General features: G+C 72.3%; 22 protein-coding genes and 1 pseudogene. 13 read left to right on the forward strand and 10 right to left on the reverse strand.

What is annotated here, in order from left to right:
* The first annotated feature begins 867 nt into the window (after positions 1-867).
* Positions 868-1,704, forward strand: coding sequence for an alpha/beta fold hydrolase (locus ACA511_RS23270; RefSeq protein ID WP_375026681.1), 837 nt, complete (start codon positions 868-870; stop codon positions 1,702-1,704).
* A 19-nt stretch (positions 1,705-1,723) separates the two neighbouring features.
* On the opposite strand, the gene ACA511_RS23275 is transcribed toward ACA511_RS23270, so the two are convergent.
* Positions 1,724-2,026 (reverse strand): hypothetical protein, encoded by a 303-nt coding sequence (locus tag ACA511_RS23275; protein ID WP_375026682.1) that lies wholly within the window; start codon positions 2,024-2,026, stop codon positions 1,724-1,726.
* A gap of 63 nt (positions 2,027-2,089) precedes the next feature.
* The gene (locus ACA511_RS23280) at positions 2,090-2,377 is read right to left on the reverse strand and encodes a hypothetical protein (RefSeq protein ID WP_375026683.1); all 288 of its coding nucleotides are present in this window, start codon (positions 2,375-2,377) and stop codon (positions 2,090-2,092) included.
* Between the two features lie 221 nt (positions 2,378-2,598).
* Here ACA511_RS23280 and ACA511_RS23285 point away from each other — a divergent pair, with 221 nt between their 5' ends.
* Together ACA511_RS23285 and ACA511_RS23290 are read left to right on the forward strand one after the other, a co-directional pair.
* Positions 2,599-3,147, forward strand: a complete 549-nt coding sequence (locus tag ACA511_RS23285) for a GNAT family N-acetyltransferase (RefSeq protein WP_375026684.1) — start codon at positions 2,599-2,601, stop codon at positions 3,145-3,147.
* Between the two features lie 328 nt (positions 3,148-3,475).
* The gene (locus ACA511_RS23290; protein ID WP_375026685.1) at positions 3,476-4,138 is read left to right on the forward strand and encodes a TniB family NTP-binding protein; all 663 of its coding nucleotides are present in this window, start codon (positions 3,476-3,478) and stop codon (positions 4,136-4,138) included.
* Between the two features lie 653 nt (positions 4,139-4,791).
* On the opposite strand, the pseudogene ACA511_RS23295 reads toward ACA511_RS23290, so the two are convergent.
* The 5 genes and pseudogenes from ACA511_RS23295 to ACA511_RS23315 form a co-directional block, all read right to left on the reverse strand.
* Positions 4,792-5,142: pseudogene (locus tag ACA511_RS23295) on the reverse strand (TniQ family protein); the annotation flags it as partial.
* On the reverse strand, positions 5,142-6,185 hold the full coding sequence (locus ACA511_RS23300) for a TniB family NTP-binding protein (protein ID WP_375026686.1): 1,044 nt from the start codon (positions 6,183-6,185) through the stop codon (positions 5,142-5,144). The pseudogene ACA511_RS23295 and the gene ACA511_RS23300, both read right to left, overlap by 1 nt.
* Positions 6,182-7,765, reverse strand: a complete 1,584-nt coding sequence (locus ACA511_RS23305; protein WP_375026687.1) for a Mu transposase C-terminal domain-containing protein — start codon at positions 7,763-7,765, stop codon at positions 6,182-6,184. Before ACA511_RS23305 ends, ACA511_RS23300 begins: the two co-directional genes overlap by 4 nt.
* On the reverse strand, positions 7,729-8,193 hold the full coding sequence (locus ACA511_RS23310) for a hypothetical protein (protein WP_375026688.1): 465 nt from the start codon (positions 8,191-8,193) through the stop codon (positions 7,729-7,731). The genes ACA511_RS23305 and ACA511_RS23310 overlap by 37 nt, the downstream gene beginning before the upstream one ends.
* Before the next feature lie 44 nt (positions 8,194-8,237).
* Positions 8,238-8,993 (reverse strand): TnsA-like heteromeric transposase endonuclease subunit, encoded by a 756-nt coding sequence (locus ACA511_RS23315; RefSeq protein WP_375026689.1) that lies wholly within the window; start codon positions 8,991-8,993, stop codon positions 8,238-8,240.
* Positions 8,994-9,218: 225 nt separating this feature from the next.
* Here ACA511_RS23315 and lon point away from each other — a divergent pair, with 225 nt between their 5' ends.
* Complete coding sequence (gene lon / locus ACA511_RS23320; RefSeq protein WP_375026690.1) at positions 9,219-11,615, forward strand: endopeptidase La; 2,397 nt, start codon at positions 9,219-9,221, stop codon at positions 11,613-11,615.
* 113 nt (positions 11,616-11,728) lie between these two features.
* Positions 11,729-12,214 (forward strand): VanZ family protein, encoded by a 486-nt coding sequence (locus ACA511_RS23325; RefSeq protein ID WP_375026691.1) that lies wholly within the window; start codon positions 11,729-11,731, stop codon positions 12,212-12,214.
* Here the strand turns inward: ACA511_RS23325 and ACA511_RS23330 are convergent.
* Complete coding sequence (locus ACA511_RS23330) at positions 12,211-13,722, reverse strand: nitroreductase family deazaflavin-dependent oxidoreductase (protein WP_375026692.1); 1,512 nt, start codon at positions 13,720-13,722, stop codon at positions 12,211-12,213. The genes ACA511_RS23325 and ACA511_RS23330 overlap by 4 nt on opposite strands.
* A gap of 166 nt (positions 13,723-13,888) precedes the next feature.
* On the opposite strand from ACA511_RS23330, the gene ACA511_RS23335 reads away from it, so the two are divergent.
* The 5 genes from ACA511_RS23335 to ACA511_RS23355 all read left to right on the forward strand — a co-directional run bounded on the left by ACA511_RS23335 (position 13,889) and on the right by ACA511_RS23355 (position 18,828).
* Entirely contained in the window at positions 13,889-14,893 is a 1,005-nt protein-coding gene (locus tag ACA511_RS23335) for a Gfo/Idh/MocA family oxidoreductase (RefSeq protein WP_375026693.1), read from the forward strand.
* 96 nt (positions 14,894-14,989) lie between these two features.
* Positions 14,990-15,847, forward strand: coding sequence for a 5-deoxy-glucuronate isomerase (gene iolB / locus ACA511_RS23340; protein ID WP_375026694.1), 858 nt, complete (start codon positions 14,990-14,992; stop codon positions 15,845-15,847).
* Between the two features lie 112 nt (positions 15,848-15,959).
* Complete coding sequence (locus tag ACA511_RS23345; protein ID WP_375026695.1) at positions 15,960-16,967, forward strand: sugar ABC transporter substrate-binding protein; 1,008 nt, start codon at positions 15,960-15,962, stop codon at positions 16,965-16,967.
* A complete protein-coding gene (locus ACA511_RS23350) occupies positions 16,964-18,022 on the forward strand; it encodes an ABC transporter permease (protein ID WP_375026696.1) in 1,059 nt (352 codons plus the stop codon). The genes ACA511_RS23345 and ACA511_RS23350 overlap by 4 nt, the downstream gene beginning before the upstream one ends.
* Positions 18,019-18,828 (forward strand): ATP-binding cassette domain-containing protein, encoded by an 810-nt coding sequence (locus ACA511_RS23355; RefSeq protein ID WP_375026697.1) that lies wholly within the window; start codon positions 18,019-18,021, stop codon positions 18,826-18,828. Before ACA511_RS23350 ends, ACA511_RS23355 begins: the two co-directional genes overlap by 4 nt.
* 72 nt (positions 18,829-18,900) lie before the next feature.
* On the opposite strand, the gene ACA511_RS23360 is transcribed toward ACA511_RS23355, so the two are convergent.
* Positions 18,901-20,028 (reverse strand): helix-turn-helix domain-containing protein, encoded by a 1,128-nt coding sequence (locus ACA511_RS23360; protein WP_375026698.1) that lies wholly within the window; start codon positions 20,026-20,028, stop codon positions 18,901-18,903.
* Positions 20,029-20,154: 126 nt separating this feature from the next.
* On the opposite strand from ACA511_RS23360, the gene ACA511_RS23365 reads away from it, so the two are divergent.
* From ACA511_RS23365 to ACA511_RS23375, 3 genes are read left to right on the forward strand one after another with little or no spacing between them, the layout of a single operon-like run.
* Positions 20,155-21,507, forward strand: coding sequence for a flavin-containing monooxygenase (locus ACA511_RS23365; protein WP_375026699.1), 1,353 nt, complete (start codon positions 20,155-20,157; stop codon positions 21,505-21,507).
* Entirely contained in the window at positions 21,504-22,349 is an 846-nt protein-coding gene (locus tag ACA511_RS23370; RefSeq protein ID WP_375026700.1) for an SDR family NAD(P)-dependent oxidoreductase, read from the forward strand. Before ACA511_RS23365 ends, ACA511_RS23370 begins: the two co-directional genes overlap by 4 nt.
* Positions 22,346-23,716, forward strand: a complete 1,371-nt coding sequence (locus tag ACA511_RS23375; protein ID WP_375026701.1) for an MFS transporter — start codon at positions 22,346-22,348, stop codon at positions 23,714-23,716. Before ACA511_RS23370 ends, ACA511_RS23375 begins: the two co-directional genes overlap by 4 nt.
* A gap of 24 nt (positions 23,717-23,740) precedes the next feature.
* Here ACA511_RS23375 and ACA511_RS23380 read toward each other — a convergent pair whose 3' ends face one another.
* Complete coding sequence (locus tag ACA511_RS23380) at positions 23,741-25,450, reverse strand: serine/threonine-protein kinase (RefSeq protein WP_375026702.1); 1,710 nt, start codon at positions 25,448-25,450, stop codon at positions 23,741-23,743.
* Positions 25,451-25,454 lie beyond the last annotated feature (4 nt).

The raw sequence follows: 25,454 nt of genomic DNA on the forward strand, positions 1-25,454 counted from the left end.
CCTCCACGGGCCCCGGTTGCGCAGCGATCCCTTACTGCGTCGGCGGCCGGGACGGGGGTCGGACGGAGTTCCGGCCGCCTGTGCGTACCGGCATGGCGCCGGTTCGTCTGGGAGCTGATTCCCACCTCCTCTCAGGTCGGGCCGGACAGGGGCGTGACGGCCCGTCCGGCGATGGAGGGAGGGCGCCGCGAGGCGCCCGCGAGTCTGGGACCGGGCCGGCGGCACGGTGGGACGTGGCCGCCGGCCCGGCCGCCCGGGGGGACGCCGATGCCGCGGGGGCGGGCGGCACCGGGGCCCGGGGAAGGACGCCGCGTCCGGCCGGTCCGGTACGGCCGAGGACCCGAGGTGTATCGCCGCGCGCCGCCGTCCGGGCGCCCGTTGGGGGACGGGCGCCGGCGAGCGCACCGCGAACGCCCTCGGCCGTACGGACCGGGCCGTGCGGGGAGAGGGGCGCGGGGACGGGCCGGATCTCGCGTTCTGTACGCCGCATCCGAACCCCTCCTTAAAGCCCGACCTGGGACTTTGCCGCCCCGAGGATCTTTCCTTCACCGTGTGTCACGATCTCGTTGCGTTAGGTACCCGCACGTCATGCGCGCGTAAACGCGCGCCGCGCAAAGAATCAAGATCACGAACTCGACTTTGCCCGCGCATTGCCCGCGTATGTCCGTTCCGGCCGAAGGTTGCAGGGCCCGATGCCGTGACCTGCGGGTTGTGAAGTAAGTCCGAACAACCTCCGCTGATCTTGTTCGGACTTACTTTGCACTTTCGGTGGATCTTGAGTGAGTCAGTTCCTTCAGCTTTGGATTTGGGACCGCTCGGTGAGCGCGCGGGTGCGGCGTGCGTCAGACTTGGCGGGTGGAGGAGTGGGTGCTGACCGAGGACGACGTTCGGTTGTGGGCGGTCCGGTCGGGTGATGGGCAGCCGGTGGTGTTCTGCCATGGAGGTCCTGGGCTGTGGGACACCCTGCAGGATGTCGCTGCGCTGCTGACGGACCAGGCAACGGTGTATCGCTGGGACCAGCGGGGTTGTGGTCGCTCGCAACGGTGCGGGCCGTACTCGTGCGCGCGGTCGGTCGCGGATCTGGAGGCTGTCCGCCGCCATTTCAAGCTGGCCACGATGGCGGTGGTGGGGCACTCGTGGGGTGCCCAGCTGGCGTTGATGTATGCGCTGGAGCACCCCGGGCGGGTGAGCGGGCTGGTCTATGTGTCCGGCACCGGCATTGACCAGAACGCGAGCTGGCATGCCGACTATGAGCGGAACCTCCGGGTGCGTTTGGGGAAGCACCTGGAACGCTGGGAGGAACTGCGGGAGCGGAACCGAACCGATACCGAAGACCGCGAGCTGTCGGTGTTGCAGTGGTCGGCGGACTTCATCGACAGTGATCGGGCTCTTGAGCATGCGGAACGCATGGCGACGCCATGGTTGGGCGTGAACTTTGAGTGCAACAAGGTCCTGAACGCAGAGGGCAAACGTCTTTGGGGGACGCCGAAGATCCGTGCGGCGTGTGAGGCGTTGGACGTGCCGGCACTGATCGTCGACGGCGCGGAGGACATCCGGCCCCGCTGGGCGGTCGACTCGCTTGAACAGGCCTTGCCGCGGGTGTCACGCGTGATGTTGGACGAGGCTGGGCATTTGCCGTGGACGGAGGACCCGGGCGGCTTTGGACTGGCGGTCCGGGGGTTCCTCAGGAGTCGGCAGGCATGAAGGGGTGCCTGGGGCGGTATCACTGTTGATCCGCTTCGGCGGCCAGGCGCATGCGTTGGCGGGCGTAGGGGCCTGGGCGGGGGTAGTAGGTCTTGATGACGGGCGCGCCAGGGTGCTGGTGATAGATCAGGTTGTTGGCGGCGTGACGTTTGCCGGCGAAGTAGCGGGCGGCTTGGTGGTGTTTGCGCAGCGCGCGGAAGCCGGTGGCCTCTGCCAGCCGTGACCCGACGATGATCCGCCGCTTGGGATCGCCGTTGATCGGGGCGCTGACCCAGTGCCAGAGTTCGCCGTAGATCACATCGTGCAGGGCCGCCAGGCGCATCAGGTAGGAACTTGACGGTCTCGCTCGTGGAGGGCGGGACCGGGAGCGGGAGACGGCGCGGCATCACACGGCCTTGGCCGAGCGGCGTGCGGCGCCGCTGGAAGTTTGTGCGGCGTAGTCGAGCGGGACGAGCGCCAGGTGCTCGCGGGTGATGTGCTCAGTGCCGTCCTCGATCGCCAGCAGGGCCGCGCCGCGGACGAGCTGGGACAGGCTGCGGATCATTCCGCCGGTGCGCCGGTAGAGGTCTTCGGCCATGGCGGTAAGGGCTCCGGCTTTGTGGTGGCGCAGCCGCAGCGTGCTCTCCAGGCTCGCCACCAGCGCGCCAGGCGTCCTGTTGCTCCGTGGTGCCATAGGCGAACGCGGCGGCGGGGACGACGGTGAAACGCCCGGCGATCTGACGGCCGCGCGGCCCGGCGAACAGGCCCTGGGCTTCGACCTCGACCCCGGCATAGACGAACGTGGCCGGCCCGGTGATTGAGACCTACTACCCACGGCCCGGGCCCTATGCCCGCCAACGCATGCGCCTCGCCGCCGAAGCCACCGACTGATCCGCGCGTCGGGATACTTTGACCATGGACCTGAAGACACCGCGGCTGCTGCTACGCGAGTTTCGCATTCGCGACCACGCAGCCGTTCACGCCTTTGCCAGCGACACCGAGGTGACCCGCTACACCGACTGGGGACCCAACAGCCCGCACGACACCACCGCGTTCCTCGCCGATGTGACTCAAGACAGCTCCAGCACTCCCCGATGCCGTTTCGCGCTCGCCGTGGTCAGTTGCCGGCACGACGCCCTTATCGGATCGATCGAACTTCAAGTCACCAGCGCCTCCGACCAGCATGGAGCGATCGGCTACGTCCTGCACCGCGACTGGTGGGGAAAGGGATACGCCAGCGAGGCCGCCACCGCCCTGCTTCGCTTCGGCATCGACGAACTCGGCCTGCAAAAAATCACAGCCACCTGCGACCCCGACAACGCCGCATCGGCCCGAGTACTCACCAAGATCGGCATGCGACGCGAACGACACCTACGCGATCACCTTCATATCCGGGGGCAGTGGCGAGACCGCGTGGTCTATGCGGCGCTGCCTCCATCAAGATCCACCGAAAACGCAAAGTAGGTCCGAACAAGATCGACGGCCGCTGTTCGGACTTACTTTGCAACCCGCTGCTCAGCGTCCGAGCCCCCTGCAACTTTCACCCGGAACGGACACGCGCTGTCCGGCTCCTCACCCGGGCCGGCCAGGGTCCGGCACGCACTCCTGCTGAACGCCGCAGCAACCGGATCGTCGCGCGCACCAAGGTCGCGGCCGCCACCCACCGACCGCCTTCCCGGCAACCCGCCGAACAGGCCGACGAACCCGAGCCCGCCGACGACGCCAGGGAGTCGGCGGCGACCGTGGTCCCGTTCGGGATCTTCGATGCCCACGCCGAAGCCGAGAAGTGGATATGACCAGCGTCCCCGAGATCGACGATGATGTTCCGCCCGACAGCCCACTGACCACCAAGGAAGGCTGGGCCGCGTTCGTCCGGGACACCCCCGAACCGCCCGAGATGCTCAGCCCCCGGCAGCTCACCGCGTTCCCCCCCCGCCAGCAGGCCGTCTATGAGCAGTTGCGGCGGGACTATCACGCCGATCTGCCGCTGGTGAACACCCCGATCATCCAGAAAGTGATCTCCACTGGGCGGCTGCTGATCCAGCTCAACCGGCGGCAGATCTCCGCCCGCCGCGGCGTCGTCATCAGCGGCGCGTCCGGGACCGGCAAGACCACCGCGCTCACCCAGTTCGGCAGCGCGCACGAACTCGCCGTCCGCAAACGCCATCCCGACGACAAGACCCGGATCCCGGTCCTCTACGTCACCGTCCCGCCCGCCGCCACCTCCCGGATGCTGGCGGTCGAGTTCGCCCGCTTCCTCGGCCTGGAGTTCACCAGTCGCTACAACCTCACCGACGTCACCAACGCGGTCTGCTCGGTCGCCGCGCACACCCACGTCGGCCTGGTGCTGGTCGATGAGATCCACAACATCAGCTTGGCCACGCGTACCGGCGCTGAGGTGTCGGACCAGCTGAAGTACTTCGCTGAACGGTTGCCGCCGGGGTGCTGGTCATAGATCAGGGTGTTGGCGGCGTAGCGTTTCTTGGCGAAGTAGCGGGCTGCCTGGTGGTGTTTGCGCATCGCTCGGGTCGAGGGTGCGAGTGGGGTGCCGTCGATGGTCTTGATGCGGCGTTCGGGGAAGGTCGCCGGGGTGATGTGGGGTGTGGTGGCGTGGTGGTCGGCCCAGCGGTGGACGGGGTGTTCTGGGTCTTCGGGGTAATAGTCGTGCAGGCCGAGCCGTCGGCCGAACTCGCGGGTGAAGTCCCAGCGGTGGTTGGTGTCGGGGTCTTCGAAGGGGAAGGCGGCTTTGATTCGCCAGGCGGGGTTGACCATGAGGGCGGTGACGGCGACGGCTTCGGGGAAGATCGTGGCGTAGCAGCGCGAGCGGCTGAAGGCATGCTGGGGGTCGGTCTTGGGGATGAGCTTGTCGAGGCGTTGGTCCCAGAGCCACCATCGGCTGTCGCCGTAGGTTTCTTCGGGCCCGTTTTTCCAAAGCACCGCGCAGATCTTGAAGGCGTGCAGGAGTGCGTCGAAGATCGGGACCGGGCCGAAGGTGCGCACCAGTCGGCCGAGCCGGCGTTGTGCGGCCAGGAGGTCGGGAAGGTCGTCCAGGTGACGGAAGCGGGGGCCTTCGCCGACGTCGGGTGGGCCGAGCCAGTAGCCGTGCCGGTGGCAGATGTAGGTGTGCAGCGGAAACAGCCGCATGACGGTGCCGCCGGGGTGGCGGGCGGTGCAGCGCGGGCAGCCGGGTTGCGGAGTGTCGCGTAGGTGCGGCCAGGTGGTGGCGGGGTCGAGTTCGGGCAGGGCCTTGGCCAGGCGGTCCAGCCGATAGCCGGTGGCTTCGGCGAGCCGCGCGCCGACCACGGTGCGCTGGTGGCTGCGCGGTTCGTCGGTGGGGGTGCTGACCCAGAGCCAGAGCTCGCCGTAGATCACATCGTGCAGGGCGGCCAGGCGCATCAGGTAGGACTTGATGGTCTCCCCGGTGGCGGGCGGGACTGCGAGCGGCAGACGGCGCGGCATCACACCGCCTTGACGGCGCGCCGCGCCGTGTTGGAGGAGTGTGCGGCGTAGTCCAGCGGGACCAGGTCCAGGTGCTCGCGGGTGATCTGTTCGGTGCCGTCCTCGATGGCCAGCAGGGCCGCGCCGCGGATGAGTTGGGAAAGACTGCCGATCATTCCGCCGGTGCGGCGGTAGAGGTCTTCGGCCATGGCGGTCAGAGCGCCGGAGGTGTGGTTCCGCAACCGCAGCGTGGACTCCAGGCTCGCGACCAGCGCGCGCCAGGCGTCGCGTTGGTCGGCGGTGCCGTAGGCGAACGCGGCGGCCGGGACGACGGTGAAACGCCCGGCGATCTGACGGCCGCGCGGCCCGGCGAACAGGCCCTGGGCTTCGACCTCGACCCCGGCATAGACGAACGTGGCCGGGAGCCGCTCGGCGAAATACTTCAGTTGGTCGGAGACTTCGGCGCCGGTGCGGGTGGCCAGGGAGATGTTGTGGATCTCATCGACCAGGACCAGGTCGACATGGGTGTGCGCGGCGACCGAGCAGACCGCGTTGGTGACGTCGGTGAGGTTGTAGCGACTGGTGAACTCCAGGCCGAGGAAGCGGGCGAACTCGACCGCCAGCATCCGGGAGGTGGCGGCGGGCGGGACGGTGACGTAGAGGACCGGGATCCGGGTCTTGTCGTCGGGATGGCGTTTGCGGACGGCGAGCTCGTGCGCGCGGCCGAACTGGGTGAGCGCGGTGGTCTTGCCCGTCCCGGACGCGCCGCTGATGACGACGCCGCGGCGAGCGGAAATCTGCCGCCGGTTCAGCTGAATCAACAGCCGCCCCGTGGAGATGACCTTCTGGATGATCGGGGTGTTCACCAGCGGCAGATCAGCGTGATAGTCGCGCCGCAACTGCTCGTATGCCGCCTGCTGCCGGGGAGGGAATGCTTCGAGTTGCCGCGGGCTCAACATCTCGGGCGGCTCGGGGGTGTGCCGGACGAACGAGGCCCAGCCTTCCTTGGTGGTCAGCGGACTGTCGGGCGGAACATCACCGTCGATCTCCGGGACGCTGGTCATATCCACTTCTCGGCTTCGGCGTGGGCGTCGAAGATCCCGAACGGGACCACGGTCGCCGGCGACTCCCCGGCGTCGTCTGCGGGTTCGGGATCGTCAGGCTGTTCGGTGAGTTGCCGGGACGGCGGTTGGTGGGTGGCGGCCGCGACCTTGGTGCGCGCGACGATCCGGTTGCTGCGGCGTTCGGCCCGAGTGCGTGCCGGGCCTTGGCCGGCGCGGGTCAGCAGCTCGTCCAGGACTCTGGCGACCTCGGTCTCGTTCCTGTCGTCCAGTCCCCGGGCCGCGCTCTCCTGGCGAGCCAGGTTCCAGGTGAAATCGGCGAACGGCCCGGTCACCATCGCCTGGTGTGTCCAGGGGACGGTGATCCAGCCGTCCGGGGTGCGCACGAACACCTGCGACAGCTCGTAGGGGTCGTAGTGAACCTCCCAGAGGCCCTTCATCCGCGTGTTCCCCGAGTGCTGGCGCCGGTGCGGCCAGAGTTCCCGGCAGTCGTAGGTGCGGTAGTCGATCCGGATGCCGTAGGCGTTGATCGCCCGGCGCTTCACCGGCAGCAGTTCCAGGTAGTCCTCGCTGCCCAGCACGAGCGGGAGGTAGCCGCAGGCGGCCACCAACGCCGAGTACTTCTCGTTCGGCGACATCATCCGGCGCGGGAAGAACGGGTCCCGGAGCGCGTCGTGTGGGCGGTGTTGCCATCCGGCGATCAGCCACTCGTCCAGCAGGGCCTGCAGCTCCGGGACCGTCCAGGCCGCCCGGTCCTCGACCCGGTGGCCGCGCCGGTCGGTATTGGATCCGGTGTGGGCCGCCAGATACTGGGTGAACTGGCTGTTGATCGACGGGAACGTCGCCTCGACCACGGCCTTGTCGGTCGGGGTGTTCGGCCGGGCTCGCTGCACCGAGATCCCGAGCCGGTTGCAGGCCCGCATGAAGGTGTCGGAGACGAACACCTTGCCGCCGTCGATGACCACCCCGTCCGGGACGATCACCGGTTTGGCGGCCGCCGCCTCCATCCGCGCGTCGATGTCCATCAACGACGCGTGCGGCAGCAGCGACCTCGACATCGCCAACGACTGAGACCAGCCCGGCCGCATCGACTCAGGCACCAGCATCTTGGCCAGCAGCAAAGAAGCATCGACCGCCTTGGTGCCCTCCGGCCGCAACACCGCCGCGCAGATCGTCCGCGTCGCGACGTCGACCGCGATCGTCAAATCCGCCCGGACCGGCACCCCGGAATCCAGCAGCACCATCACATCCAGCGGCGTGGAATCGACCTGCACCTGCTCGCCCGGCCGGTCCGCCAGCGTCGGCGTGAATGGGCCCTCCGGCCGATTGTCCAACTGCCTCCGCGTGGCCGCCGACCCGAACGTGTGACGGCCCGTCGAAAGCGTGTCGATCAACCGATAGAACGTCGTCTTTCCCGGCAGCGGCACCACCCCCGGCCCGTGCTCGGCCTCAAGCGCCTTGCTCACCTTCCAGATCAACCGCGACCGCGTCCCCGTCGATGCGTTCGTCTCAGCATCCAGCGCCGCCTGGACCGCCTTCACAACCCTCACGTCGACTCGCCCGGTCGCCTGCCACTCGCGCACCGCCCGCTGATCCACCAACCCCCACAACCCCTGCGCGGCATAGCGAGCCCGGCGGGTGCGGATGGTGCGGATGGTGCGGTCCCGAGTTCGGAGGCCTTGGCCTGGTCGCGTTCGCCCAGCGGATGCAGCTCCGGATCGTATTCCGGCCGCTTCGTCGCCCCCGGTTCGGCGTCAGGCGGAAGTCCCGTCATGACTTCCACGATGTGGCGCTCCCACTCTTTGGCCGCCGCCAGCACCTCCGAAGGAAGGCCGTCGAGCAGGCCCAGCGGCTCCAGCTCCGGGAAGGGCTCACCATCGACCACCGCGAACTCCGGCGAGGCCAGCAAGAACGGCAGCAGCACCACCGAGTTCCGCCCGCCCGCCGACCTCAGCCGCACCGACGTTCCCTCCAGCGCCACCACCTGGTGCTCGCTGTCGTCGTACTGCACCCAGTCACCCAGCCTCAGCACCGGCCGAGGCTTCCGCCCCCCGGTCACATCGCCTCCGGAAGCGACACGACCGCCGACATGTGCAGTGGGACGGTCAGGTCCACCACCAGCTCGTGCGACCACAGCAGGTGAAAGAACCTCGGCAGCACCGAGATCGGATCTCCGACCGCCTGCACCCCGTCCAGCAACGGAGCCCCTTCAGCGAAGACGGCTCGTAGCTGTCCAGCCAAGTCTGCGTCGTGGTGGCGTGGATGCCGAGAGCCCGAGATCCACCGCACGTTCCGGACCAGCACCTCGTCCGGCGAACCCACCAGCCGGTAGTCCCACCCGACCATCTCGCATGCTCGTCTGGTCGCCTCGAACGCCACGAGATCGCGAGGCTTACGGAGCTTCACGGGGCGGCAATCCATCACCACCGCGGAGTCGTCCCGGCGCCGCGCGAAGTAGTCCGGCGCATGCGACCGCGCCTTGCCCTCCGCCGTCACCCAGAACAACCAGAACGGCTGCGAGGCGATCCTCGCGACCGCAGGGTCAAAGTCCAGAAGCATCAGGTGATCGCGCTCCAGCCAGGACTCGAACCCCACCAGTTGCCCGTCGGTGACCGACCACCAGTAGCCCGGCAGATGTCGCTGCCCCTTGTACGGACGCAACTGCCGGACCGGTCGGCCGGCCTCCAACGGCACCGCCCACGAGGCCGCGAGGTCCTGGCGAACCTCCACACCGTCCGGCCTGATGTACGCGAGCTCAAAGTCACCAACCGGCTGAGCCGCCGTGTCCGGCAGCGTTCTCAACGCCTCCACGGCCGTCATCCTTCAGGAACCGAGCCAGCCGGGCGGAAGAGTTAATCCGAACGTGACGCTGTCTCCGGAAACCTAAGTCCGGAACCGGAAGGGTTCGCCCGGACGGGACAGCGCGCCTCTGATCGCTGAGAGCGAACGTTGCTGCGGAAACAAAATCGTGCTCCGTTTTCTTGAGTGTGTATGACTCAACTTGAGGTTGGGTCGGCGACGGACTTGGAGCTGAGCATGAGCGAAACCCTGACGCTGCCGGTGCTGCCCCTGGAGGACGGGGTCGTTCTGCCCGGCATGGTGGTTCCCCTGGACCTGTCCGAGAACGGCGAGGTCCGGGCGGCCATCGAGGCCGCGCGGGCGGTGGCCCAGTCCAAGGGGCCGGGCATTAGATCGGCGGGCAAGCCGCGGGTGCTGCTGGTGACCAGGCTGAACGGGCGGTACGCCGGTGTCGGCACGCTCGGCGTGATCGAGCAGGAGGGCCGGCTGCCCGGCGGCGAGCCGGGCGCGGTCGTCCGCGGCGTGTCGCGGGTGCGGATCGGGACCGGCACGACCGGGCCCGGCGCGGCGCTGTGGGTCGAGGGGACCGTGATCGAGGCGCCGCCGGCGTCCGGGCGGGCCCAGGAGCTGGCCAAGGAGTACAAGGGCCTGGTCAGCGCGATCCTGCAGAAGCGCGGCGCCTGGCAGGTCGTGGACGTGGTGCAGCAGATCGACGACCCGTCCACGCTGGCCGACAACGCCGGGTACGCGCCGTACCTGACGGACGAGCAGAAGATCGAGGTCCTGGAGACCGTCGACGTGGTCGAGCGGCTGGAGCTGCTGATCGGGTGGACGCGGGACCACCTCGCCGAACTGGACGTGGCCGAGACCATCCGCAAGGACGTCCAGGAGGGCATGGAGAAGACGCAGCGGGAGTTCCTGCTCCGGCAGCAGCAGGAGGCCATCCGCAAGGAGCTGGCCGAGCTGAACGGCGACCCCGCCGACGAGGAGGACGACTACCGGGCCCGGATCGAGGCCGCGAACCTCCCCGAGAAGGTGCGCGAGGCGGCGCTGAAGGAGGTCGACAAGCTGGAGCGGTCGTCCGACGCCTCGCCGGAGGGCGGCTGGATCCGCACGTGGCTCGACACCGTCCTCGACATCCCGTGGAACGACCGCACCGAGGACGCCTACGACATCGCGGGCGCCCGCGAGATCCTGGACGCCGACCACGCCGGGCTGGACGACGTGAAGGAGCGCATCGTCGAGTACCTGGCCGTGCGCAAGCGGCGCGAGGACCGCGGCCTCGGCGTCGTGGGCGGGCGCAGGAGCGGCGCCGTCCTGGCCCTGACCGGTCCTCCCGGCGTGGGCAAGACCTCGCTGGGCGAGTCGGTCGCGCGGGCGATGGGCCGCAAGTTCGTCCGTGTCGCCCTGGGCGGCGTCCGGGACGAGGCCGAGATCCGCGGCCACCGCCGCACCTACGTGGGCGCGCTCCCCGGACGCATCGTCCGGGCCATCCGCGAGGCCGGCTCCATGAACCCGGTCGTCCTGCTGGACGAGGTCGACAAGGTCGGCGCCGACTACCGGGGCGACCCGACGGCGGCGCTGCTGGAGGTCCTCGACCCCGAGCAGAACCACACCTTCCGGGACCACTACCTGGAGGTGGAGCTCGACCTCAGCGACGTGCTCTTCCTCGCCACGGCGAACGTGGTCGAGGCCATCCCCGGGCCGCTGCTCGACCGGATGGAGCTGGTGGAGCTGGACGGCTACACCGAGCACGAGAAGGTCACCATCGCCCGCGATCACCTGCTGCCGCGCCAGCTCGACAAGGCGGGGCTGGAGGCGTCCGAGGTGGGCTTCGGCGACGACGCGCTGCGGCTGCTGGCGGCCGAGTACACCCGCGAGGCGGGCGTCCGGTCCCTGGACCGCTCGATCGCGCGGGTGCTGCGGAAGGTCGCCGCGAACGTGGCGCTGGAGAAGGCGGCGCTGCCGGTCTCGATCGGCGCGGCCGAGCTCAAGGACTACCTGGGCCGGCCCAGGTTCACCCCGGAGGTCGAGCTGAGCCGGGGCGAGCGCCGGACCGGCGTGCCGGGCGTGGCGACGGGCCTCGCGGTCACCGGCGCGGGCGGCGACGTCCTCTACATCGAGGCGTCGCTGGCCGACAAGGAGACCGGCGACACTGGCGTGACGCTCACCGGGCAGCTCGGCGACGTCATGAAGGAGTCGGCCCGGATCGCGCTGTCCTACCTGCGCTCGCGCGGCGCGGAGCTGGAGCTGCCGGTCGGCGACCTGAAGGACCGCGGCGTGCACGTCCACGTGCCCGCCGGCGCGATCCCGAAGGACGGCCCGAGCGCCGGCATCACGATGACGGCGGCCCTCGCGTCGCTGCTGTCCGGGCGGCCGGTCCGCGCGGACGTGGCGATGACCGGCGAGGTGTCGCTGACCGGGCGGGTGCTGCCGATCGGGGGCCTGAAGCAGAAGCTGCTGGCCGCGTCCCGGCTCGGCATCACGACCGCGATCGTGCCGAAGCGCAACGAGCCCGACCTTGAGGACGTCCCGGCCGAGGTGCTGGAGAACATGACGGTCTTCACCGTCAGCGACGTCCGGGAGGTGCTGGACCTGGCCCTGGAGCCGGCCACCACCGCGGTGGCGGCCTGACCCGGTCGAACGCCCGCGCCGGCTCCGGCGCGGGCGTTCGCATGCCCCCATTGCGGACAACCCGGAATATGCCGGTGCACATAGTCCGGCGGGGGCGGGGGACGACGAGCCGGGTGTTGGTCGAGATGTGGCAGCCCGCGGCGCCGGGCGAACGGATTCCCTGGTACGTCGTCGCCCTGCGCGCCGTCGTCGTGCTGATCGCACTGGGCCTTCTCGGCGTCTTCTTCTATTTCGCGTTCCGGCTCACGCTGACGCCCGTCCACGACAACGGCCAGGCGGGCGGCAACACCGACCCCGGCCGCTCACTGCGCTTCTACCTGGACCGCCCCACCAAGGACGCCTTCCTCCAGATAGGCGGCAACCTCGCGCTGCTGGCGCCGCTGGGCGTGCTGCTGCCCCTCGTCTGGACGACCCTGCGCGGCCCCATCCGCCTGGCCCTCATGACCGGCGTCCTCTCCCTGGTGATCGAGACGATCCAGGGCCTCCTGGTGATGGGACGAGCCTTCGACGTGGACGACGTCATCCTCAACGTGTGCGGCGTAGTCCTCGCCTACCTGTTCCTGGGCCGCCGCCTGTCCAAGACCCTCCGCGGTGGCTAGCGGGGAGTCAGGTGGAAGACCCTTAGCTCGCGTTCAGCGCGTTCTACGTAGCTGTCGTAGACGGGCCAGACGGCGGTCAGGCGGGGCCAGACCTCCTTGCGCTCCGCGTCGTCCAAGAGGTGGGCGGTCACGGGGGTGGTCTGGCCCCGGAAGCTGACCTCGGCGCCGGGGTTCTTGATGAGGTTGCCCGTCCAGGCGGGGTGCTTCTCGCGGCCGAAGTTGGAGCCGACGACGTACCAGCCGCCGGACGGGTCGGGCAGGCAGGCGAGCGGCGTCCGGCGGGAGAGGCCGCTCACCGCGCCGGTCGTGGTGAGGACGAGGCTGGGGACGAGGAGCTGGCCGAGCAGGAGCCGGCCGCCGGTGGCCTTGTGCAGCGCCCGGTCGATCGGCGGGACGACCTTGGGGCCCACCTTGGCGAACCATGCGGCGCCCGAGACCCGGTGGAAGACCGGCCCGAACGTGCGCTGGACGAGAGTGGGCATCGGTTTCTCCTCGGTGGCGAGCCGTCCGGCCCGGCGCGGGTTCAGGTGGCCGCTCCGCGCCAGCCACCGCAGGCCGTCGGCGACGGTCTCCTCGACGGGGCGCAGGGTCAGGTCGAGCGCCTCCAGGACGGGCCGGTCGTCGGTCGGGACGAGCGTGACCATGAACTCGGCGGCGTCGCGGGTGAGCGGGTAGTCGAAGCGGCGGACGCGCTTGGCCGCGTCCAGGGCGGAGCCCAGCCAGAGCATGACGCGCGACGGGACGGGGACGCGGCGGCACCTCACCCCGGTGAGGCGGTCGCACAGGTCGGCGTACTGCGGCCAGGTCAGGTAGTGGCCGCCGAGCACCCAGCGGCTCGGGCCCTGGCGGGCCTCGACGGACCGTGCCAGCGCCTCGCCGAGGTCGCGGACGTCGATGACCGAGACGCCGCCGCCGGGCAGCGGCCACACCTTGCCGAGCGCGGCGGCGAGCCCCTCCATCAGCGCGTCCAGTGTCGGCTGGTCCGGCCCGCACACGCCGCCCGGGTAGACGATGGTGACCGGCGCGCCGTCCGCCTGGAGGCCGCGCACGTAGCGCTCAGCCGCCAGTTTCGACTTGCCGTAGTCGGTGCGGGGGCTGGCCAGCGCGTCGTTCGCGGTGATGACCGGTCCGGACGGCGGGACGAACACCGCGATCGTCGACACGTGGACCACCGGGGCGAGGCCGTGGGCGACGGCGCCGCCGACGACGTTCCGGGTGCCCTGGACGTTTACCTCGACCAGGTCGCGGTCGCCGCCCGTCACGTCGATGGCGGCGGCCGTGTGGACGGCGGCGTCGCAGCCGGCGAGCGCCGCGGACACGGCGCCGGCGTCCAGCATGTCGCCGGTGACGAGTTCCACGTCCTCCTCGGCGACGCCGACCGACCGCAGGACCCTGGCGGCCTTGGCCGGGTCGCGGACGAGCGCGCGCGGCCGGTGCCCGGCGGCCACGAGGGCGCGGACGGTGTGGGACCCGACGAAGCCCGAGGCGCCGGTGACGAAGATCCGCATGGAGCAAAACTAGCGCTTGGTCATGTCCGGGCGACAGCCCACCCGCAGCCTAGCCCGGGGAGTTTCGGACACCTGGATACCGGGAACCCGGACGGCCCGTCATTGACGCCCCTGGAACGGTCCAGCACACTCAGGACTCACCTGACCGCCGACCGGGAGGGGATCGATGAGGATCGGTCTGGCCGGCGCGGGGCGCATCGGTGCGCGCCACGCCGCCGCTCTCACTGCACTGCCCGAGGTGGACGCCCTGGTCATCGCCGACGCGGACGCCGCCCGCGCGCGCGATCTCGCCGCCCGCCTCCCGTCCGGGGCCCGCGCGCTCGGCGCCGTCGGGGACCTGTTCGCCGCCGGCCTGGACGGGCTGGTCGTCGCGGCGGCCACCGACGCGCACGCGGCGCTGGTCGACCGGGCCGTGACCGCGCGAATCCCCGTCTTCTGCGAGAAGCCGCTCGCCTCGGATATTGATGGAACGTTCCAAGTCGTCCGGGCGGCGGCCGCTGCCGGCGTCCCGGTGCAGGTCGGCTTCCAGCGCCGGTTCGACGCGGGGAACGCGGCGGCCCGCGAGGCCCTCGCGTCCGGGCGGCTCGGCTGGCTGCACACCGTCCGGTCGTGCAGCTTCGACCCGTCGCCGCCGCCCGCCGGGTACGTCCCGTCGTCGGGCGGGCTCTTCCGCGACTGCGTCATCCACGACCTCGACCTCATCCGGTTCGTCACCGGGCGGGAGGTCGTCCGTGTGATGGCCGCGGGCGCCAACCGCGGCGAGGACTTCTTCCGCGAGTGCGGCGACGTCGACACCGGGTCCGCGATGCTCGTCCTGGACGACGGGACGCTCGGCTCCGTCTCCGCCACCCGCTACAACGCCGCCGGGTACGACGCGCGGCTGGAGCTGTTCGGCTCCAAGGACAGCGTCGTCACCGGCATGGACGACCGGACGCCCGCGACGCCGCTGCCCGAGCGGGGCGTGGAGCCGGTGCCCGCCTACAGCGGGTTCATGGACCGCTTCTCCGACGCCTACGACGCCGAACTCCAGGCGTTCGTGGACGTGGCGGCGGGCCGGCGCGCCAACCCCTGCCCGCCGGAGGACGCCCTGGAGGCGTGCTACCTCGCCGAGGCGTGCGAGCTGTCCATGCGCGAGGGCCGCATCGTCGCCACCGACGAGGTGCGCCGATGAGCGGGACGCGTCTGTGAGCTTCGAGCTGCACACGATGGGACGGGTGGGCGCCGACGTCCATCCCGGCCAGGCCGAAGCACTGCTCAAGGAGACCCGATGAAACACCACCTGCCCGCCGGCAGCACCGCGGAGGGCCCCTACGGGCTCGTCGTCACACCCGAGTCGGCCGGCTGGACGCACTCCGCGCTGCGCGTCCTCGACCTGCCGGACGGCGGCGAGCACGTCTTCGGCACCGGCGGGTTCGAGACGATCGTGCTGCCGCTGGCCGGGTCGTGCGTCGTCGAGTGCGACGGCTCGCGGTTCGAGCTGGCGGGCCGCGACGACGTGTTCAGCCGGGTCAGCGACTTCGCCTACGTCCCGCGGGACGCGCGGGTGACGGTGCGGGGGCGCGGCCGGTTCGCGCTCGCCGGCGCCCGCTGCGAGGCGCGCCTGGAGCCGCGCTACGGCCCGGCCGAGAAGGTGCCGGTGGAGCTGCGCGGCGCGGGCCCGGCGAGCCGGCAGGTCAACAACTTCGGGACGCCGGACGGGTTCCCGTTCGCCGAGAAGCTGATCGCCTGCGAGGTGCTCACGCCGGGCGGCTGCTGGTCGTCGTTCCCGCCGCACAAGCACGACGAGGACCGGCCCGGCGAATCGGTGCTGGAGGAGATCTACTACTTCGAGGTCGCCGGGGACGGCATGGGCTACCAGCGCGTCTACGGCTCGCCGGGACGTCCGATCGAGGTGCTCGCGGAGGTCCGCAGCGGGGACGCCGTGCTGATCCCGCACGGCTGGCACGGCCCGTCGATGGCGCCGCCGGGCCATGACCTCTACTACCTGAACGTGATGGCCGGGCCGGCGCCGGAGCGCGCCTGGCGGATCTGCGACGACCCCGCGCACGCGTGGATCCGCGGCACCTGGACGGGGCAGGAGGTCGATCCGCGGCTGCCGCTGACGTCGGCGGAGGGGCGCCGCTGAGGCGCGCCGCCCAGGTGGTGCCGAATTGTGAGCGGGATCGGCGCGCGCGACCGCCCTGATCTGTGATCAACTCCTCAGACCGCACCATTCGGGGAGAAACGGAGAGCAGCCGATGAGAGGCGTTGTCGCACGCGGGCCGCTGCGGAAACACGGGGCTTCCAGGAGGCTCGCGGTCCTGGCCGCCGCCGGGCTGCTGGCGCTGAGCGCCTGCAGCAGCTCGGGCGGGAAGAAGTCCGAGGAGGCCCCGGAGGGCGCCGGCCCCCGGCTCAAGATCGCGATGGTGACCCACTCGGGCGCCGGCGACACGTTCTGGGACATCGTGCAGAAGGGCGCCAAGGCCGCCGCCGCCAAGGACAACACCGAGTTCCTGTACTCGGCGGACCCGGACGGCGGCAAGCAGGCCCAGCTCGTCCAGGCGGCGATCGACAAGAAGGTCGACGGCATCATCGTCACGCTCGCCAAGCCGGACGCGATGAAGGACGTCCTGGCCCGCGCCGCCGCCGCGAAGATCCCGGTGGTGTCGATCAACTCCGGCGCGGAGGACTCGGCGAAGCTCGGCGCGCTCGCGCACTTCGGGCAGGACGAGGCCATCGCGGGCGAGGCGGCCGGCACGGAACTGGGCGAGATCGGGGCGAAGAAGGCGCTGTGCGTCGTCCACGAGCAGGGCAACGTCGGCCTGGAGGCCCGCTGCGCCGGCGCGAAGAAGACGTTCGGCGGCGACCTGGAGAACCTGTTCGTCCAGGGCACGAACATGCCGGACGTCAAGTCGTCCATCACGGCCAAGCTCCAGTCCGACAAGGACATCGACGGGATCCTGACGCTCGGCGCGCCGTTCGCCGCGACCGCCGTCGACTCGGTCAAGGAGACCGGCAGCAAGGCCAAGATCGGCACGTTCGACCTGAACAAGGACCTGATCGCCTCGCTCAAGGCGGGCTCGATCGAGTTCGCCGTCGACCAGCAGCCGTACCTGCAGGGCTATGAGGCCGTCGACCAGCTGTGGCTGCTGAAGAACAACGGCAACGTCCTCGGCGGCGGGCGCCCGGTGCTGACCGGGCCCGCGATCGTCACGAAGGAGAACGCGGCGGGGCTGGAGGCGTTCGCGAACCGGGGGACGCGATGACCCACGCGGTGGCGCGTCCGCCGGCGGCCGGTCCCGGCTCCGACGAGCGCCTGGCCCGGCAGTCGCCGCTCCGGCGGCTGCTGGGCCGCCCGGAGCTGGGCGCGCTGCTCGGCGCCGTCGCGCTGTTCGTGTTCTTCTCGGCCATCGCGGACGCGTTCCTGCGCGCGGGGTCGTTCTCGACCGTCCTGTACGCGAGCTCCACGTTCGGGATCATGGCGGTCGGCGTGTCGCTGCTGATGATCGGCGGCGAGTTCGACCTGTCCGCCGGGGTGATGGTGACGTCGTCGGCGCTGATCGCGGCGCTGACCGCCTACCAGTTCTCGCTGAACGTGTGGGCGGGCGTGGCGGTCTCGCTCGTGCTGACGCTGGCGCTCGGCATGGTCAACGGCGTCCTCTACGTCAAGACGCGGCTGCCGAGCTTCATCATCACGCTCGCGACGTTCTTCATGCTCGCAGGGCTGAACCTCGGCGTGACGAAGGCGCTCACCGGCAACGTCGCCAGCGACTCCGTCCGCGACATGGACGGGTTCGCGGGCGCCCGCTCGGTCTTCGCCTCCGACGTCGACGTCCTCGGCGTCAACGTGAAGATCACCGTGTTCTGGTGGCTGCTGTTCACGGCGATCGCGACGTGGATCCTGCTGCGCACCCGCGTCGGCAACTGGATCTTCGCGGTGGGCGGCTCGGCCGACAGCGCCCGCGCGGTCGGCGTCCCGGTCGCCCGCGTCAAGATCGGCCTGTTCATGGGGGTCGCGTTCTGCGCCTGGTTCTCCGGGATGCACCTGGTGTTCGCCTTCGCGACCATCCAGTCGGGGGAGGGCGTCGGCAACGAGTTCCTGTACATCATCTGCGCGGTCATCGGCGGCTGCCTGCTGACCGGCGGCTACGGGTCGGCGATCGGCGCGGCCATCGGCGCGTTCATCTTCGGCATGACGAACAAGGGCATCGTGTACGCGGAGTGGAACCCGGACTGGTTCCGGTTCTTCCTCGGCGCGATGCTGCTGCTCGCGACCGTGGTGAACCTGATCGTGCGGCGCAGAGTGGAGCGGTCGTCATGACGGACGCGAAGGCGGGCGCGCCGGACGCGCCCCTGATCCGCCTCACGGGCGTCGGCAAGAACTACGGCAACGTCATCGCGCTGCGGGACGTGGACCTGGAGGCGTCCGCCGGCGAGGTGACGTGCGTGCTGGGCGACAACGGGGCGGGCAAGTCCACGCTCATCAAGGTGGTCGCGGGCCTGCACCGGCACGACGCCGGCACCTACGAGGTCGAGGGCGCAGAGGTCGCCTTCGGCTCGCCCCGCGAGGCGCTCGACCGGGGCATCGCGACGGTCTACCAGGACCTCGCGGTCGTCCCGCTGATGCCCGTCTGGCGGAACTTCTTCCTCGGCTCGGAGAAGCGCAAGGGCTTCGGGCGCATGGACACCGGCTTCATGCGGCGGACCACCCACGCCGAGATGGCCGCGATGGGCATCGACCTGCGCGACGTCGACCAGCCCATCGGGACGCTCTCGGGCGGCGAACGCCAGTGCGTGGCCATCGCCCGCGCCGTGTACTTCGGCGCCAAGGCCCTCGTCCTGGACGAGCCCACCGCCGCCCTCGGCGTGAAGCAGGCCGGGGTGGTGCTGCGCTACGTCGTGCGGGCGCGGGAGCGGGGCCTCGCCGTCGTGTTCATCACCCACAACCCGCACCACGCCTACCCGGTCGGGGACCGCTTCCTGATCCTCAACCGGGGCCAGAGCATCGGCTACCGCACCAAGGACGAGATCACCCGCGAGGAGCTGACCGGCCTCATGGCGGGCGGCGGCGAACTGGAGGAACTGGCCCACGAGCTGGACGCGGCGACCGCCCCCACCGACCCCTAGGACGCGCCCGTGCCGAGCAGGGACGGTCCGAGCGGGTGCGTGTCAGGCGGGTGCGTGCCGAGCGGGGGCGCGTCAGGCGGGTGCGAGCCAGGCGCGGCAGAGCCACCAGGCGTTGACGCCGCCGAAGGCGTCGGACGGGTCGACGCCGGTGACCTCGGTGAACCGCTGGACCCTGTTCCGCACCGTGTTGGGATGCACGAACAGGCGCCCGGCGGCGGCGGTGACGTCGCGCCCCTCCTCCAGCCAGGCGCACACCGCGCGGGCGACCGGCCCGGCGTTCGCGCCCAGTTCCGCGCGGGCCGGCCGGTACCGGTCGAGCAGGATCGAGGCGAGGTCGGCGCGGTCGGCGGCCGCCGCGACGACGGCCACCTCGGCGATGTGCACCACGCCGGTCCGGCCGGTCGCCTCGGCGGCGGTGAGCGCGGAGACGGCGAGGCGGCGCGCCGCGGCGAGGTTCTCCGCCTCGGCCGGCCCGGCGAGGCCCGCCGCCGGGCCGCCGGGCGACGCCGGCGGGTGCGCGGTCACCGCGAGCAGCACGCCGTCCAGCAGCGCCGACAGCGCCGGCGGCCGGACGGGCGGCGGGTCCTCGCGGCCCGCGCCGGCCGGGCGGGCGGCGAGCACCCACAGCGCGCCGCCGGCCGGGAGGCCCGCCTCGGCGGCGGCCAGCGCGGCGGCCGAGCCGCCGTCGAGCAGCCGGCGCAGCAGGGCCGCGTCCCGCTCGCCGCGGCCGGGCCCGGCGCCCGCCCGCGCCTCGCGGTGCGCCTCCCGGTGCGCCCGGATCAGCCGGGACCGGACGGCCTCGGCCCAGTCGTCGTACAGCTCCCTGGCGTCCAGCAGCAGCGCGTCCCGGACGCCCTGGGCGGCGGCGACCTCCCGGGCCCGGGACCAGATGGCGCGCTCGGCGACGTGGACGGCGCTCAGCACCGCCTCGACGGGGACGCCCTGCCGGGCGCGGGTGACGCCGAGCTCGGCGACGAACGCGAGCTCTCCCTCGGTCGGCCCGCGCCGCGCCGCGATCGCGCGGGTCGCCGCGGCGAGCAGCGCGCGGGTGTGCCCGGCGATGTCGGCGGGCGGCAGGACGGAGACCTCCCGCACGAGGGCGGTCACCCCGGCGACCACGGACGGCAGCAGGTCCTCCTCGCCGGAGATCCGCTCGATGAGGTCGACCACCGGCGCCCAGTCGGCGTCGCGCTGTTCCATGGCGCCGATTGTGCTGTGCCACAGCCTTCGCCGCCAAACGCGTGCCGTCCTCCATGTCCGCGGGCGGCGCGGCTCCCTAGGGTTGGAGGCCACCACAAGGAGACGCCGTTCCCCGGGAGTGCCCCCATGACCTCTGCCCGCCGTGTCGCCGTGATCGGCGCCGGGCCGGCCGGCCTCGCCGCCGGCAAGGCCCTGCGCGACGCGGGCGTGGAGACCGTGCTGTACGAGCGGGGCGACCGTCCCGGCGGCCTGTGGGTGCGCGGCGCCGGGCTGTCGCCCGCCTACGCGTCCCTGCACCTCAACACCAGCAAGGGGCGCACCGAGTTCGCCGACTTCCCGATGCCCCGGCACTGGCCCGACTACCCGTCCGCCGACAGGGTCGCCGGATACCTGGGCGACTACGCGGAGCGCTTCGGCGTCGTCCCGCACATCCGCTTCCGGAGCACGGTCGCGTCCGTGGCGCGGGACGGAGCGGACGGACCCTGGGCGGTCACCACCGAGTCCGGCGACACGGGACGGTACGACGCCGTCGTGGTCGCCAGCGGCCACAACTGGGACCCCCGGTGGCCCGACCCCCCGCCGCCCGGCGACTTCACCGGCGCGCAGATGCACGCGCACGCCTACCGCGACGCCGAGCAGTTCCGCGGCAGGCGCGTCCTCGTCGTCGGCATGGGGAACTCGGCCATGGACATCGCCGTGGACGCCTCGCACACCGCGCGCGGCCCGGTGCTCCTGTCGGCGCGGCGCGGCGTCCACATCGTCCCGAAGTACCTGTTCGGACGGCCGTCCGACGCGACCGGCGGCGCCCTCGCCGTGCTGCCGTGGCGGGTCAGGCAGCGCGTCGCGGAGACGATGCTGCGGCTCGCCGTCGGCCGCCCGCAGGACTACGGCCTCCCGGCCCCGGCGGGCGGCCTGTTCGAGAACCACCCCACGATCAGCGACACGATCCTGCACCGCCTGACCCACGGCGAGGTGGCGGCGCGCCCCGGCCTCGACCGCTTCGACGGGGACACGGCCGTCTTCGCCGGCGGCGCCGCCGACCCCGTCGACGTCGTCGTCTGGGCGACCGGCTACCGGGTGAGCGTCCCGTTCCTGCCGCGCGGCCTGGTGGGCGACGACCCCGAGCGGCTCCCGCTCTACAAGCGCGTCTTCCACCTGGACGATCCGAGCCTGGCCTTCGTCGGGCTGATGCAGTCCACGGGCGCGGCGCTGCCGGTCGTGGAGGCGCAGGCCAAACTGGCGGCGGCCTACTTCTCCGGCGCGTACGCGCTGCCGTCCCCGGCGGAGCGGCGGCGCGCCGTGGCCCGCGCGCTGCGCGCCGCGACGGCGCGGTGGGGCGACCGCCGCCCCATGATGCGCGTCGACTTCGACCAGTACGTGGCCGACCTGCCCCGCGAGACGAAGGCGGGCCGCGCGCGGCTCGCGCGGGGCGCCGCCCGGCCGTTCACCCCGACGCACCGCGAGGAGACCCCCGCATGAGCACATCCCGCCCGGCCCGCGGCCGGGACCCGCGCGGCATGCGCGTCGTCGTCACCGGCGCGTCCGGCACGTTCGGCCGGGCCATCGGCGCCCGGCTGTCCGGTCTCGGCGCCCGCGTCGTCGGCCTCGACGTCGCGCCCCGGCCGGACGATCCGGTCGACGTCCTGCCCTGCGACCTCACCGACGACGACGCCGTGCCCGCCGCCGCCGCGGCCGCGATCGAGCGGCTCGGCGGCCTCGACCTGCTGGTCAACAACGCCGGGATCGGCGGCCCGGCCCCGGCGGAGCTGCCGCCCGGCGACGAGGTGCGCCGCCAGCTCGACATCAACCTGCTCGGCGCCTGGCGGGTGACGTCGGCGTGCGTGGACGCCCTGACCGAGTCGCGGGGACGGGTCGTCATGCTGTCGTCCCGCATGGCCGTCATGCAGCTTCCCCTGGCGGCCGCCTACGGCGCGTCCAAACGGGCGCTCGTGGCGTACGCGGACGCGCTCCGCCTGGAGATCGGCACCCATGTCGGCGTGACGTGCGTGTACCCGTCGGCGGTGCGGAGCCCGATCCACGACTCGACGGCGGCGGCGGGCCTGTCCCTTGAGGGGGTGAGCCGCTACGAGCCGCTCGACGGCGTGGTGGACGCGGTGCTGCGCGCCGCCCTGTCCCGCCGCCCCCGCCGGGACGTCGCGACGACCCGGCGCGGCGCCGCCGAGTTCTTCCTCGCCCGGCACCTGCCCGCGCTGACCGACCGGATCGTCGCCCGCGCGTTCGCCGAGCGGGTCCGCTCGGGCGCGTTCACCGGCGCCGAACCGGCCGCCGGCGTCGTGCGCCGCCACGCGGGCCGCCCGTGAGCACGGCCGAGTCGACGCGGCCCGGCACCGGCGCCGCGCCGCGCGCCCGCGATCTCACCGGCTACGCCGCCGGCTCGCTCGGCATGGGCGTGTGGGTGACCGTCCCCGGCCTGCTGCTCCTGTACTTCATGACGCACACGCTCGGCGTCCCGCCCGGCCTCGCCGGGCTCACGCTGCTGCTCCCGAAGATCATCGACGCGGTCGCGCATCCGCTGTTCGGGACGCTGTCGGACCGCCAGGCGCGCCGCCGCGGGCACCGGCGCGGCATGCTGCGCTGGGGGCTGCTGCTGGCGTTCGCCTGGATCGGGCTGTTCTCGGTGCCGCCTGGCCTCTCCGGGGGGTCGGCGGCGCTGTGGGTGGGCGGCTTCTACATCGCCGGGAACGTCCTGTACGCGTGCTTCCAGGTGCCCTACCTGACGACGCCGTCCGACCTGCGGATCGGCTACCACGAGCGCACCCGCGTGTTCATGTACCGCATGCTGCTGCTGACCGTGGGCCTGCTCGGGGCCGGGGTCGCGGCCCCGGCGCTGGTGTCGTCCGGCGGACGCGGCGACTACGCGCGGATGGCCGTCCTGCTCGCCGGCGTCCTCGCCGCCACCGGAGCCGTCGCCATCGTCTTCGTCAAGCGGCTCACCGACCGCTGCGGCTTCCGCGTCCCGGACGGGCCCGGCCACTCCGTCCTCAACGAATCGGTCCTCGCGGACGTGCGGGTCGCCTGGCGGGACCGCGACTTCCGGACGCTCGTGCTGTCCTACCTGTTCACCAGCGTCACGACGCACCTGTTCCTCGCCGCGGTGCCCTTCTACACCGAGTACATGCTGGACGACGAGGGCCTGACGGCGGTGCTCATGGGCGCCTTCCTGGTGCCCGCCGTGATCGCCGGGCCCGTCTGGAGGAAGGTGTCGCGGCGGACCGGCAAGCAGCGGGCGCTGCTGCTGTGCCAGGGCGCGTTCGTCCTCGGCCCGCTCGCGCTGTGGCCCGGCGACGCGATCGGCCTGCCCGCGACCATCGCCGTGATCGCCGTCCTCGGCGCGGCCTTCGCCGGCCTCCAGCTCTTCGCGTTCTCGCTGGTCCCGGACGTGGTGGACGCCGCCGAGTCGCGCGGGACGGCCCGCGCCGGCGCCTACACCGGCGTGTGGACGGCCACCGACGCGACCGGCACCGCCATCGGCCCGTACGTGTACTCCGCCGCCCTCGCCCTCGGCGGCTTCGTGTCCACCACCGACGGCCGCGCCGTCGCCCAGTCGGACTCCGCGGTGCTGGCGCTCCTCATCGGCGTGACCGTCGTGCCCGCCGCGCTGATGGCGGTCGCCGTGGCGTTCCAGCGCCGCTTCGCCCTCGACCGCGCTCCCGCGCCGAGGCTCTAGCCGCCTTCCAGAACGGGCCGCCCGTCAGGCCCAGGCCGCCTTCGTGAGGATCTTGTCGAGGCCGGGGGTGTCCCACTCGTCCAGGATGAGGAGCCTGGGCTGCGCCAGGTACCAGTACCGCTGGACGTAGGACGGCCCGGCGGGCTGGAACTGCTTGGGGCCGGTCCAGAAGGAGCACCTGAGGCGCCATTCGCGGTACTGGGCCTGCCGCGTCCCGACGGCGGCGGTCCCGGTGCGGACGGGCCGCTCCCGGTCGGCGCCGACGCCGATGCCGTTGAGGTCGCCCCGGCGCGGGCAGGTGCGGAACGCCTCGGTCTCCGGCCCCCAGGGGCCGGACGGGGAGAACCCGCGCCAGCCGGTCGTCGCGTCGTTTCGCCACGGCTCGCTGATCACCAGGAATCCCGGGCAGTTGTTCTGGTAGGCGCGGGCGCTCCGCCCCCCGGGCGGGGTGGCGGCGCCCACATGCGTCTGCGGGGAGCAGGCGCCGGGCGTGCTCACCCAGTAGTTGCCCTGGGGGTCGCCCGGGACGTCCGTCAGCGCGGTGCGCCGCCACGCCGCCGGGACCGTGACCGAGAACCCGCCGAACGACATCCGCTGCCCCGACGGCGACGGCGTGGTCGCGGCGGCGACGTTGTCGGCGTCGGGACGGGTCGCGGCGTAGACGCCGACACCGGCGGCGGCGCTGCCGGCGACGGCGGCGCCCGCGATCGCGACGCCCGCCTTGCCGCCGACCGCGGACAGGAACCCGCCCGACCCCGCGCCCGCGCCGCCCGTCCCGGCGGCCCCGGCCGTCCCCGCGCCCGCGCCGGCGGTGCCCGCGGCCCCGGCGGTCGCCGCGCCCGCGCCGGCCGCCCCCGCGGGGACGAGCCCGGCGGCGGCGAGCGGGAACAGCGCGGCGAGGGCGGCCGCGGCGACGGCCAGGGCCCGCACGCCGTGCTGCTCCCAGTCCCGCCCGTAGGCGCGGACGGCGATGCGGTCGAGCTCGTCCACGAACTGCGCCGCGCTCGGCGGGCGGTAGGCCGCCTGCTTGGCCATCCCCTGGAGCACCAGCGTGCGCAGCGGCTCGGGGACCCGCTCCGCCGGGACGGACGCCGTGGCGTGCATGCCCATCAGCGCCATCCGGTCGTCGGCGCGGTAGGGCCGCTCGCCGGTCACGCACTCGTAGAAGACGCAGGTGGCGGCGTACACGTCGGTGGCCGGGGTGGCGGGCTCGCCGCGCCACTGCTCGGGCGCCATGTAGACCGGCGTGCCGGACCGGTCGCCCTCGCCCGTCCACACGGCGATGCCGAAGTCGATGAGCTTGCTGAGCCCGTCCGCGCGGACGACGACGTTGGCGGGCTTGTAGTCGCGGTGGACGACCCCGGCGGCGTGCGCGGCGGCCAGCCCGCGGAGCGACCCCTTGAGCACCAGCAGCGCCGCCTCGGGGCCGAGCGCGCCGTGCTCGGCGAGGACCCGCTTCAGCGAGACGCCCTCGACGGCCTCCATGATGAGGGCCGTGCCGTCCTCGTGCTCCACGAGCCGGTAGAGCCGCGCCACGTGCGGGTCGTCGACCCGGCCGAGCATCCGCGCCTCGTGGCGGAAGGCGTCCTTGGCGGCCGGGTCGGCGTCGGCGGGCAGGTACTTGATCGCGACGGGCGTGCCGGTCCGCGCGTGGCGGGCCAGCGCCACCCGGCCCTGCGCTCCGCGGCCCAGCTCGCGCACCTCGTCGAACTCTGAAACGCGCCATTGCGTCACCGGG

This window comes from Actinomadura sp. GTD37 (genome assembly GCF_041951365.1).
Classification (GTDB): Bacteria; Actinomycetota; Actinomycetes; order Streptosporangiales; family Streptosporangiaceae; genus Spirillospora.